8 protein-coding genes and 1 pseudogene are annotated in these 12,598 nt (G+C 68.7%); 5 read left to right on the forward strand and 4 right to left on the reverse strand.

The annotated features are described in order from the left end of the window. Positions 1 to 36: 36 nt before the first annotated feature. Complete coding sequence (locus ACWDOP_RS33480; protein ID WP_456348258.1) at positions 37 to 1,386, reverse strand: replication-associated recombination protein A; 1,350 nt, start codon at positions 1,384 to 1,386, stop codon at positions 37 to 39. Between the two features lie 146 nt (positions 1,387 to 1,532). On the opposite strand from ACWDOP_RS33480, the gene ACWDOP_RS33485 reads away from it, so the two are divergent. Both ACWDOP_RS33485 and ACWDOP_RS33490 read left to right on the forward strand, forming a co-directional pair. Further along, positions 1,533 to 3,185 carry an alkaline phosphatase D family protein gene (locus ACWDOP_RS33485; RefSeq protein ID WP_456348264.1) on the forward strand — a complete coding sequence of 551 codons (1,653 nt, stop codon included), beginning with the start codon at positions 1,533 to 1,535 and terminating at the stop codon, positions 3,183 to 3,185. Positions 3,186 to 3,403: 218 nt separating this feature from the next. Beyond that, on the forward strand, positions 3,404 to 5,071 hold the full coding sequence (locus ACWDOP_RS33490) for an alkaline phosphatase D family protein (protein WP_456348259.1): 1,668 nt from the start codon (positions 3,404 to 3,406) through the stop codon (positions 5,069 to 5,071). A gap of 75 nt (positions 5,072 to 5,146) precedes the next feature. Here ACWDOP_RS33490 and ACWDOP_RS33495 read toward each other — a convergent pair. After that, a pseudogene (locus ACWDOP_RS33495) lies at positions 5,147 to 6,317 on the reverse strand (phosphotransferase family protein). Positions 6,318 to 6,512: 195 nt separating this feature from the next. On the opposite strand from ACWDOP_RS33495, the gene ACWDOP_RS33500 reads away from it, so the two are divergent. Next, a complete protein-coding gene (locus tag ACWDOP_RS33500; protein ID WP_456348260.1) occupies positions 6,513 to 7,601 on the forward strand; it encodes a hypothetical protein in 1,089 nt (362 codons plus the stop codon). A gap of 71 nt (positions 7,602 to 7,672) precedes the next feature. On the opposite strand, the gene aspS is transcribed toward ACWDOP_RS33500, so the two are convergent. Next, positions 7,673 to 9,460: an aspartate--tRNA ligase gene (gene aspS, locus ACWDOP_RS33505; protein WP_454202902.1), complete on the reverse strand. Its 1,788-nt coding sequence runs from the start codon at positions 9,458 to 9,460 to the stop codon at positions 7,673 to 7,675. A 210-nt stretch (positions 9,461 to 9,670) separates the two neighbouring features. Between aspS and ypfJ the strand changes: the two genes are divergently transcribed. Next, a complete protein-coding gene (gene ypfJ / locus ACWDOP_RS33510; RefSeq protein ID WP_454202901.1) occupies positions 9,671 to 10,588 on the forward strand; it encodes a KPN_02809 family neutral zinc metallopeptidase in 918 nt (305 codons plus the stop codon). Between the two features lie 69 nt (positions 10,589 to 10,657). Then, positions 10,658 to 11,092, forward strand: a complete 435-nt coding sequence (locus ACWDOP_RS33515; RefSeq protein ID WP_456348261.1) for a hypothetical protein — start codon at positions 10,658 to 10,660, stop codon at positions 11,090 to 11,092. An 804-nt stretch (positions 11,093 to 11,896) separates the two neighbouring features. On the opposite strand, the gene ACWDOP_RS33520 is transcribed toward ACWDOP_RS33515, so the two are convergent. Further along, the coding region (locus ACWDOP_RS33520) for a DUF222 domain-containing protein (RefSeq protein WP_456348262.1) at positions 11,897 to 12,598 on the reverse strand (702 nt) is incomplete at its 5' end.

The following is a 12,598-nucleotide window of genomic DNA, read 5'->3' on the forward strand; positions in this document are numbered from 1 at the left end:
CACCCCGACTCGCCGAACGACACGCCTGAAGTGCGGCTATCTGCCGCGCACGATGCGGCGGAGTTTGGTCACGCGCGGTCCGACTTCACGCTCGTAGCCGTGGTCCGTTGGATGATAATAATCCGTTCCGACCAATTCGTCCGGCGGATACTGTTGTGCCAGAACACCATCCGGATGATCGTGCGGATACCGGTAGTTCTGCGCATTGCCCAGCGCGGCCGCGCCTTTGTAGTGCCCGTCGCGCAGATGTGGCGGCACCGCACCGGCTTTGCCCGCGCGCACATCCGCGAGCGCCGCACCGATCCCCTTGACGACGGCACCCGATTTGGGTGCCGTCGCAATGTGAATTGTGGCCTGCGCCAACGCCAACTGTGCTTCAGGCATGCCGACCAACTGGACGACCTGGGCGGCCGCGGCGGCGGTCTGCAGGGCCGTGGGGTCGGCCATGCCGACCTCCTCGCTGGCCTGAATCATCAAGCGGCGCGCGATGAATCGCGGATCCTCGCCCGCACTGATCATGCGCGCCAGGTAGTGCAGCGCGGCGTCGACATCGGAGCCGCGCAGCGACTTGATGAAGGCGCTGATGACGTCGTAGTGCTGATCGCCGGCGCGGTCGTAGCGCACCGCGGCCCGGTCCACGCTGGCCTCGACCAGCTCCACCCCGACCTGTCCGTCGAGCGAGGATTCGGCGGAGGCCTCCAGCGCGGTGAGCGAGCGCCGCGCGTCACCCCCGGCGATGCGCACGATGTGGTCGAGGGCCTCCTCGGTGACGGTGTACTCCCCCGCCAGCCCGCGCGGATCCTCGATCGCGCGCCGCAGCACGGCGCGAATATCGCTCTCGGACAACGATTGCAGCTGCAGTACCAGCGAGCGCGACAGCAGCGGTGACACAACGGAGAACGACGGGTTCTCGGTGGTCGCCGCGACCAGCAGCACGATGCGGTTCTCGACCGCGGCCAGCAGCGCGTCCTGCTGGGTCTTGGAGAACCGGTGCACCTCGTCGATGAACAGCACGGTCTGTTCGCCCGCGGTGAGCCGGCGGCGCGCGACGTCGATGACGGCGCGGACCTCCTTGACCCCGGCGGAGAGCGCGGACAGCGCTTCGAAGCGGCGGCCGGTGGAGTGGGAGATGAGCGAGGCGAGGGTCGTCTTGCCGGTGCCGGGCGGACCGTACAGCAGGACCGAGGCGGCGCCGGAGCCCTCGATGAGCCGGCGCAGCGGCGAGCCCGGGCCGAGCAGATGCTGCTGCCCCATCACCTCGTCCAGGGTGCGCGGGCGCATGCGGACGGCCAGCGGCGCGAATCCCTCACCGCCCGCGGGTGCGCGCGGAGCGAACTCCTCGGACACGGCCTCCGTTCCCGGTGCGTCGAACAGCCCATCACTCACGAGCGAACCCTACCCAGCGGGACCGACAGCATCCGCGTCAGGCACGCGCGACCGGCCCGAACCCCGCGGTCACTAACTGTTCATCTGTCCAGATTTGCTCGGCGGGCACTGGATCGTATTCGATCTGTGGCGTGCGCCTCACCGAGATCATCTCCGGCCCCTTCGATCGACGCTCCGCGCTCAAGGGCGGAACGGCCGCGATCCTCACCGGCGGCACCGCCGCGGTGGCCTCCTCGCTGTTCGGTGCGCCCGCCCTCGCGCGGGCCGAGAACGCGGTGTTCCGGCACGGCGTCGCCTCGGGTGATCCACTCCCCGGCGGGGTGATCGTCTGGACCCGCGTCACTCCCGGCGAGGACGCCCTGCCCGGGTCCGGCGCCGGCGCACCGGTATCGGTGCGCTGGGAAGTAGCCAGCGACGCGGACTTCGGCTCGATCGCCGCCTCGGGCAGCCACACCGCCACCTCGGACGCCGATCACACGGTGAAGATCGACGTCACCGGACTCGGCGCGGGACGCGAGTACTTCTACCGGTTCACCGCGCTCGGCCAGACCTCGCCGACCGGCCGCACCCGCACCGCGCCCGCCGAATCCGACACCCCGGACCGGCTGCGCCTCGGCGTGGTGTCCTGCGCCAACTGGGAGGCCGGGTACTTCGGCGCGTACCGGCACCTGGCCGCGCGCGAGGATCTCGATGTCGTCGTCCATCTGGGCGACTACCTGTACGAGTACCCGCGCGGAGAGTACGGCGGCCGCGCCGGGTCGGTGCGCTGGCACGAGCCCGCGCACCTGATCGTGTCGCTGGCGGATTACCGAATTCGGCACGCGCAGTACAAGACCGACCCGGACCTGTCGAACCTGCACGCGCGGGTGCCGTTCGTGTGCACCTGGGACGATCACGAGACCGCCGACAACGCCTGGGCGAACGGCTCCGAGGACCACGATCCCGCCACGCAGGGCTCCTGGGCCGACCGCCGCGCGGCGGCGCTGCAGGCGTACCTCGAATGGATGCCGGTGCGCACCGGCGGCGACAAGCGCCTGTACCGGCGACTGCGCTTCGGCACCCTGGCCGAGCTGTCCATGCTGGATCTGCGCACCTACCGCAGCGAGCAGTTGCACGCCGGACCCGGCTGGCGCGACGTCGACAGCCCGGACCGCACGATCACCGGCAAGGACCAAATGGATTGGGTCACGGCCGGTTTGGTGTCCGCCCCGGTGACCTGGAAGGTGATCGGCAATCCGGTCATGATCGCGCCGCTGACGGTGCCGCCGCTGGATCCGGCGGTCACCGCCGCGCTGACCGAGACGATCGGCATCCCCGATCAGGGCATCCCGGTGAACCTGGACCAGTGGGACGGCTACACCGCCGACCGCCAGAAACTACTGCACACCATCGTCGACGATCAGGTCTCCGACGTGGTCTTCCTGACCGGCGACATCCACACGTCCTGGGCCGCCGACATTCCCCTGGTCGCCGCCACCTATCCGGCCTCGCAGACCGCGGGCGTGGAATTCGTGGTCCCGTCGATCACGTCCCAGAGCATCGGCGACATCACCAAGACCCCGCCCCGCACCACCTCGGTCGCCGCCGAGACCGCCCTGGTGAACGTGAACCGCCACCTGCGCTACACCGAACTCGACTCGCACGGCTACGGCGTCCTGCACATCGACGCCGACCAGACCCAGATGGACTGGTTCTACGTCACCGACGTCGCCGACCCGAATACCGGTGTGCGCCACGGCGCGTCGTTCGGCGCCCGCCGCGGCGGCCGGCTCGAGCCCCGCGCGACCCCGGTGGTCTGAGGCTCTCGCCGCTGCCCACCGACGCCATACACCGCGTGGGTGGGCTACATACCGTCGAGCCGCGCGGGGCGGCCGATCGACCGGACATCCGAGCAACGACGACTTCCGGAGGCGGGCGGCAGCGTGCTGGGCCGGTCGGCCGCCCGGTTCCCATTGGCCGGGTCCGCCATTCATGCGCCGTTCACGCGTTGCCCCTTGATTCGGTTCGCCCGCACGGGATGTCATGGGTCGTGGCCCGCTCCAAGCTCGCACCCGTCGCCGCTCTCGACCGCCGCACCGCCATCAAGGGCGGCACCGTCGTCGCGGCGTCCGCGCTGCTCGTCACCTCGGGTCGCGCCGGCGCCACCGGGCCGGTCTTCCGGCACGGTGTCGCCTCCGGTGATCCACTGCCGACCGGGGTGATCCTGTGGACGCGCGTCACCCCGGACGACGCGGCGACCCCGGGTTCCGGTGTCGGCGAACCGGTTTCGGCGCGCTGGGAGATCGCCGCGGACGCGGAGTTCACCTCGATCGCGGCAGCGGGCACGCACACCACCGACTCGGCATCGGACCACACGGTCAAGGTCGACGTCTCGGGGCTCGCCCCCGCCACCGACTACTTCTATCGCTTCAGCGCGCTCGGCCAGACCTCAGCGACCGGCCGCACCCGCACCGCACCCGCGGCCGACGACTCCCCCGGCAGTCTCCGCTTCGGCGTGGTGTCCTGCTCCAACTGGGAGTCCGGATACTTCGGCGCGTACCGGCATCTCGCGGCGCGCGACGACCTCGACGCGATCATCCACCTGGGCGACTACCTGTACGAATACGCGCGCGGCAAGCACGCCGGGCTGATGCCCAAGATCGACCGGCAGCACGAGCCCGCCCACGAGATCGTCTCGCTCGCCGACTACCGAATTCGGCACGGGCAGTACAAGACCGACGCCGACCTGGCCGCCCTGCACGCCCGCGTCCCGTTCATCTGCACCTGGGACGATCACGAGTCCGCCAACGACGCCTGGTCCGGCGGCGCGGAGAATCATCAACCCGGCGAGGGCGATTGGCCTGCCCGCCGCGCGGCCGCGCTCCAGGCGTACCTGGAGTGGATGCCGGTGCGCGCCTACGGTCCCGGCGCCCGGCTCTACCGCCGCCTGCGCTTCGGCGACCTGGCCGAACTCTCCATGCTGGATCTGCGCACCTATCGCGATCAGCAGTTGCCCGCCGTGGCGGGCTGGCGGCAGGTCGACGACCCGGCCCGTTCCCTCACCGGCCGGGCGCAAATGGATTGGCTCACCGGCGGTCTCGTCTCGGCGCCGGTGCGCTGGAAGCTGGTCGGCAACCCGGTCATGATCGCCCCGCTGCTGCTGCCGCCCATGGACGCGGCCACCGCAGCGGCCCTGAACGGCGTGATCGGCGTCCCGCAGGACGGCATCCCGGTCAACGCGGATCAGTGGGACGGCTACGCGGCCGATCGCCGCGCGCTCTTCGACGCGATCGTGGACCAGAACTGCTCGGACGTGGTCTTCCTGACCGGCGACATCCACACCTCGTGGGCGTCCGATCTCCCGGTGCACGTCACGGCGTATCCGGCGGGCCCGCGCGCGGGAACCGAATTCGTGGTCCCCTCGGTGACCACCGGCAGCGTCGGGGAGATCCTGCAGATGCCCGCGCGCACGGTGAGCGTGCCCCTGGAAACCGCCATCGCCCGCATCAACCCGCACATGCGCTATGTGGAACTGGATTCCCACGGCTACGGCGTGCTCTCGGTGACCGCCGAGCGGGCGCAGATGGACTGGTTCTATCTGCTGGACATCCGTGATCCGAATACGGGCGTGCGCCACGGCGTTTCCTACGCGGTGCGCAGCGGCGGGGGCAACATCGAGCAGTGCCCGGGACCCGTCGCGCACTGAGCCGCGACCGAGCGAGGCGAGGCACGCACCATCGCGGTGGTGTGAACGGGCCGCCCCGGTTTCAGCGGCCCGTGCTCACTCCTCCCAGCGCTCCTCGAGCGTCGCCGAGACGTGTTCGGCGAAATCGCCCAGGGCATCGTCGCCGGTGCAGCGGGCGTCCTCGGCGAGGGCGGCCCAGCGATTGATCAGCGCGGCCGAGCGCGGGATCGAGAGGCCGTGCTCGCGGGCGGCGGCGATGCGGGTGTGATCGGCGGGCAGGAACCAGTAGGTGGAGAGCCAGACCCAGATCAGCCGGGCTTCCAGGATCCGTTCGGCGAGCACGTCGTCGTCGGCGAGAGCGGGCCAGACCGCGACCACTTCCGACCGCCAGGCTTCCACCATCTGCCGGGCGCGCTCGCGCGAGAGCTCGAAATCGCAGAGGCAGCCGGGGAAGGAAACCAGCGCGTAGGCGATGTCGAGGGTGGCGTCGCGGAAGCCACCCCATTCGTAGTCCAGGAACCGCGCGCCCTCTTCGTTGAGGATCACGTTGTCCGGGCACAGGTCGGACGGGCTGAAGGCGCGGTGGCGGCCGGCGGAGAAGAGCCGGTTGCCGCGCACGATGCGCTCGGCGATCTCACCGGGCACCTCGATGCCGAGTTCGCGCTGGAGCATGTCGGGCACTTCGGTGACGGAGGTCTTCGGCCTGCTGGGCGATGCCGTCCACCCGGTGCACCACGTCCACGCGGCGCAGCAGGGCGACGAAATCGGCTTCGCGGCCGACGGTGGCGGCGTGCATCCGGCCCAGTGCCTGCGCGAAGGCCATGAGGGCATTGCGGCCGGCCGGTTCGATGTTGGTCTGCAGCACCTGCGTCAGCGAGGTGTTCTCACCCAGGTCGCTGAGGATGAGCAGGCGATCGGGCAGGCTGTAGCCCAGGAGGTAGGCCCCGGGTCTGTGCTCCTTGCCCAGTGCGGTCGTGAACTGATAGGACACGGCTTCGCGCAGGAACGCGGAGTCGATACTGGCGACGCCGGGGGCCATGCCGCCGGTGCGTCGCTGCGAGGCTGTGCCCCGCACCTGCTTCACAATGAGGGTGCGCGGAAGTGAAAACGCGTTCTCCGCCACACGGACGCGGAGAACCGTTGTTCTACCACTGCCGCTGAGCTCCATTGGATCACTCAGCTTTACCGCAGCACCCATTCGCTTTGTGAGCAACTGTTGTGCCGCGTACACGACTTCAGCGGCGCGTTCGGCCAATAGTGCGGTCATCGGAACCCAAAGTACTCGCTCCAGGTCACTTTCAGCGAGCGGTTACGCAACCTTTCGCGCGTCGTCCGGCGTGTCTTTGTGAAGGGTTTGCCCACGCGGCGCTGGTTGCTTGACACAACCTGGACCGTCTAGTTGTCTCATGTTCAACTCTTGTGCGCCACACCGTAAACCGGGAAATGTGAAAGGCTCGCGACCATGACCGGCACGCCGCCCTCCGCACCGAACCAACCCTACGGCGACAATCCCGCCCAGCAGGGCCGGGGGCAGTACGCAGCCGACCCGGGTCGCCATCAAAACCCCCAGCCCGCAGCGTATTCCGCGCCGCAGGATCCGCCGGGCGGGCACGGCAGGCACGAGATGCCCGGACTCGCCGGCTACCCGCAGTTCGACGGCCCGGGCGCGGCGCAGTACGGCAGCGAGCCCGTGGAACCCCCGCCGAACCTGCACCCGCAGTCGGGCGCGCCGCAGGGCTACGGTCCCGGAGCACCGCAGCAGTACCCGCCCGCCGGCGGCCCGCAGCCGGGAAATCCGCCCCCGCCGGGCGGTTTCGCACCCCAGGGCGGTTTCGCGCCGTCGCCGGGTGGTCCCGGGGGCGCACCGCAGCAGCCCGACACGTCGCAATTCCCGTCCGCGCCGCACGGCGCCGTGCCGGTCTACGATCGCGAGCGCCTGAACGTCGGCCACGCCATCGCCTACGGCTGGGAAAGGTTCCGCCGGAATCCGGTGCCGTGGGCGGGCATGGTGCTGATCGGGATGATCGCCTGGCTCGTGGTCATCCTCATGGTGAATATTCTTGACGTGCAATCGCTTTCGGGCGTGCTGCTGCTATCCGCGGTCGCCGCCCTGGTGGTGTGGTTGCTGCAGGCCGCCATGGTGCGCGGCGGCCTCTACGAAACCGACGGAACCCCACCGGATTTCCCGGCCTTCTTCGGCTTCGTCAATGCCGGAAATGTGCTGATCACGGCATTGATCGTCTTCGTCGCCTGCCTCATCGCGTCGATGGCCTGGGTCTTTCCCGCCATCATCGTCGGCGTCGTGTGCATGTTCGCCCTGCACTTCGTCATCGACCAGGACCAGGACCCGCTCACCGCCATCAAGTCCAGCGCGCAGCTGGTGGTCGCCAACGCGTTGCAGGTGATCTTGCTGGCGGTAGCCGTCATGATCATCACCTTTATCGGGGCCATGCTCTGCGGCCTCGGCCTGCTGGTGGCCGGCCCGGTCTGCGCCATTGCGATCACCTACGCCTATCGCGACCTCACCGGCGGGTTCATCGCACCGTTGTGAGCGAACCCTGACCGACGACAGCGGCCCGGTATCGGTGGATACCGGGCCGCTGTTCTATCGGTCGAGTGGGCTTACTTCTCCTTGATCGGATTGCCCTCGGCGTCGAGCTTGACGTCCAGACCCGCGTCCCGACGCTGCACCGGGGTGATCGGGGTCGGGGCATCGGTCAGCGGATCCACGCCGCCGCCGGACTTCGGGAAGGCGATGACCTCGCGAATGGAATCCACACCCGCGAGCAGCGCGGTGATTCGATCCCAGCCGAAGGCGATGCCGCCCATGGGCGGAGCGCCGAACGAGAAGGCGTCGAGCAGGAAGCCGAACTTGTCCTGCGCTTCCTCGTCGTTGATGCCCATCACCTTGAAGACCCGCTCCTGCACGTCCTTGCGGTGAATACGAATCGAGCCGCCGCCGATCTCGTTGCCATTGCAGACGATGTCGTAGGCGTAGGCCAGCGCGGAACCCGGATCGGTATCGAAGGTGTCCAGGTGCTCGGGCTTGGGCGAGGTGAACGCGTGGTGCACCGCGGTCCAGGCCGAATGGCCCAGGGCCACATCACCGCTGGCGGTGGCATCGGCGGCGGGCTCGAACATCGGGGCGTCCACGATCCAGACGAAGGCCCATTCGTTCTCGTCGATGAGACCGCACTTGCGCGCGATCTCACCGCGCGCGGCGCCCAGCAGGGCACGCTGCGGCTTGGCCTCACCGGCGGCGAAGAACACGCAGTCGCCGGGATTCGCGCCGACGTACTTGGCCAGGCCCTCACGCTCGGCATCGCTCAGGTTCTTGGCGACCGGACCGCCGAGGGTGCCGTCCTCCTGGATCAGGATGTAGGCCAGACCCTTGGCGCCGCGCTGCTTGGCCCATTCCTGCCAGGCATCGAGCTGACGCCGGGGCTGCGAGGCGCCGCCGGGCATGACGACCGCGCCGACGTAGGGCGCCTGGAACACCCGGAAGGTGGTGTCCTTGAAGTACTCCGCCATCTCGGTGATCTCGACGCCGAAGCGCAGATCGGGCTTGTCCGAGCCGTAGCGGCGCATGGCCTCGTGGTAGGTCATGTGCGGAATCGGCGTGGTGATCTCGTGGCCGATGAGCTTCCACAGCGCGACCAGGATGTCCTCGGCCAGCAGGATGACGTCTTCCTGCTCGACGAAGCTCATCTCGATGTCGAGCTGGGTGAACTCGGGCTGGCGATCCGCGCGGAAGTCCTCGTCGCGATAGCAGCGCGCGATCTGGTAGTAGCGCTCGATGCCCGCGACCATGAGCAGCTGCTTGAACAGCTGCGGCGACTGCGGCAGCGCGTAGAACTTGCCCGGCTGCAGGCGCGCCGGCACCAGGAAATCGCGAGCGCCCTCGGGCGTGGACCGCGTCATGGTCGGGGTCTCGACCTCGACGAAGGCGTGCTTGCCGAGCACCTCGCGAGCGGCGGCGCTGACCTGCGAGCGCAGGCGAATGGCCTTGGCCGGGCCCTCGCGGCGCAGATCCAGATACCGGTACTTGAGGCGCGCCTCTTCGCCGGGCTCGTCGTCCAGCTGGAACGGCAGCGGAGCGGACTCGTTGAGCACCTCGAGCTCGGTCACATTGACCTCGATGGCGCCGGTCGGCAGATTCGGGTTCTCACTGCCCGCCGGACGGTTCTCGACCACGCCGGTGACCTTCACGCAGAACTCGTTGCGCAGCTTGTGGGCCTGTTCGGCGGGCACGCCCTCACGGAAGACGGCCTGCGACACGCCCGAAGCATCACGCAGATCGATGAAGATCACGCCACCGTGGTCTCGACGCCGCGCCACCCATCCGGTGAGGGTGACGGACTGACCGGCGTGCTCGCTTCGCAGCGAACCAGCCAAGTGGGTGCGCAGCACGGGATTCCTTTCGACGGACTTCGAAACGCCCGCGGGGTGGCCGGGCGCGTTCCCATCGTAGTGAGACACGTATTCCGAGTGGAAACCGATATCCGCGCGGACCTGTCAAGCTGTACGCCAAGGCTCGATATCGGCCCGCGCGAGCCGCCGATGACCCCAGGTCGGCCGACCTGCGGGGCGAGGACATGCTTGCGAAGGAGAGCGGCGACCATGACGTTCAACGAAGGCATGCAGATCGACCCGGATCGAGTGCGCAGCGGTGGCGGGCCGGGCATGGGCGGCGGCATGGTGCTCGGCGGCGGCGCACTCGGCATCATCGCTCTCATCGCCACGCTGCTGCTGGGCGGCGATCCGGGCAGCGTACTCGGGCAATTCACCGGCGCGGGCGGCACCGAACAGGGCACCGGCGGCGCTCCCGAGCACTGCAAGACCGGTGCGGACGCGAACAAGTACGTCGACTGCCGCGTCATCCTGACGGTGCAGAGCCTGGACTCGGTGTGGGCCACCGAACTGCCCAAGCAGACCAACAAGCGCTACGTCGACCCGCAGGTCTCGCTGTTCTCCGGAGTGATCGACACCGGCTGCGGCCGGGCCTCCTCCGCGGTCGGCCCGTTCTACTGCCCCGCGGATCAGACGGCGTACTTCGATACCAGCTTCTTCCAGGAGCTCACCGACAAATTCGGCGCGAGCGGCGGGCCCCTGGCCCAGGAGTATGTGGTCGCGCACGAATTCGGCCACCACATCCAGAACCTGCTCGGCGACATCAATCGAGCCCAGCGCGATCCCCGCGGTCCCGAATCCGGCGCGGTCCGCACCGAACTGCAGGCCGACTGCTACGCGGGCGTGTGGGCGTACTACGCGGACAAGCTCCCCGCCCCCGGCGGCACCGAGCCCTTCCTGAAGCCCTTGACCGAGAACGACATTCGCGATGGCCTGTCCGCGGCAGCCGCTGTCGGCGACGACCGCATCCAGAAGGCCGCCACCGGCCGGGTGAATCCCGAAGGCTGGACGCACGGTTCGTCGGAGCAACGCCAGAAGTGGTTCCTCACCGGCTACCGCACCGGCCAGGTGCAGGCGTGTGACACCTACAACGCCCGCGACCTGAACAATCCGCCCGCCCTGCGCTGACCCGCCGGCTCTCGTGCCCGCATCGAATTCGATGCGGGCACTGTCGTATCCACCTGGCAAGCTCGCCCCGTGGTTCTGGATACATCAGGCGAATACGCGCGCGGCGACGACCTCGCGGATCTGACCGAGTACGTGCGCGATTTCGAGGCCGGGGGCTATCGCGTGGATCGAATCGTCGAATCGGTGTGCGCGGGCTGCGACGGACGCGAATTCGGGGTGGACGCGGACGACGATGAGGGTCTCGCCCGGCGCACCTGTCTGTCCTGCGGCGCCACCGCCTTTCTCGGCGACAGCGCGGATCACTGGGACGAGGACGGCGAATGGGCGGAGTGCACATGTCCGTGCGGTGGTGAGCGCTTCGCGGTGGCCGTGGGCTTCTCTGTTCGCGACGATGGTGATATCCGCTGGGTGAGCGTCGGCCTGCGCTGCCTGGCCGATGGTGTGCTCGGCGTCTATGTCGACTGGAAGATCGACTACTCGCCTGCGCTGGATCTTCCCGCCTAGGTGGGCCGGGGATGTAGCTTGATCGGCTTCTTGGCGGCGGTTGGGTGACCTACCGCGGGAGAACGACTAGAACACGGAGTACCAGCGGGGTGGGTCGGGAGCCTCGGCTGCGGTTGAGTGCGCTACCGCAGAAAGGGCACCTGGACAACGGAGTATCGGCGGAGTGCGTCAGGTGCCTCGATCGCGGTTGGGGGGCCTGCCGCAGGAAAGAAGACAGGACAACGGAGTACCAGCGGGGGGACGTCGGGAGACTCGGCGGCGGTTGGGTGCCCTACCTGGGGGAAGGACGCCTGGATAACGGAGTACCAGCCGGAGCCGGTTGGGTGCCTCGACTGCGGTTCCAGCCCTTCCGGGCCGATAGGCGGGATCGAAGCCCTCGGATGCGTAGCCGAGTTCCCAACCCCGGGCCGAGCGCGGCAATCACCGCCATAGACATCACCACATTGTGCTGATGACGAGTCTTTGTCTGTGAGTCTCGAGAAGGTGCCCACGGCCGGCCGGCCCGGCTGGAAGGGCGAACCCGCTCCCAACTGGGGAGCCATAAGTCGGGTACGGCAGACGACGTGACCAGCACGGTCGCATCTGCTTTGCCCGCTCTCCCGAACCCCGCCGGAAGCCGCAGCGTGGGTGCGGGTTCGGGCTACGTCGGCCACGGGCGTGAACACCGATGAGTGTGGACGCACACGCCGCACGGGTGAGAAGAGTGGGCCAACGCCTGAGCGCGCGAGGAGCCCCTTCGGCATGGGAAAGCCGAAGAGGCAGAGTGGAAAACGGCGAGCAAGGAAACACGACCGGGGTGTGTGGCTAGCAGCGCCATCGCGCGGGGATACCCGGAAACTGGGGATGATGACGGAAATTCACACGCGGCCTACGAGTTCGGTCGATGTGCGGTGGAGGAATCCAGCCGGTTTTGCCCGGATTCTCCGAATCCTCGCCCATCACAACGGTTTCCCACCCGTTCGGGCCGGTGTTGATCTGGGCGTGGCAGGCATCGCACGCGAAGGTCAGGTTCTCGATGTCCGTTTCGCCGCCATCGGCCCATTCCTTGATGTGGTGTACGGCGGAGCGGCTCGCTGGCGCGTCGCATCCGGGGCGCGTGCACCCGCGTTCGGTGGCGGTGAGCGCCAGGCGTTGTGCGGGGTTGGCGAGACGCTGACCGCGCGACAGGTGCAGTGGGCGGCCGTTGCGGTCGAGCACCACCAGGTACGGGGTCGAGTTCCTGGCGACCTGGAGTGCTTGGGTGATCGACATCGTGCCGCCGGTGGCGGTGGTGGCGACCCCGGTGCGCTTCTCGAGGTCGTCGATGCTCATGGTGATGATGGTCGAGACCGGAAGTCCGCGATGTGATCCGAGTTTCGTGGGTCCCATGTCGGGGCGGAAGAACACCAACAGGGCGTCGTGGTTGCGCTGTTCGGCGGTGCGGTGATCCCGTTTGGCGGCCGCACGCAGCTTCGCGCGAACGACGGCGCGGGCACGCTCGGCCGGGGTCAGCGAGGGATCGTTTGC

It is taken from the genome of Nocardia sp. NPDC003693 (genome assembly GCF_053981095.1).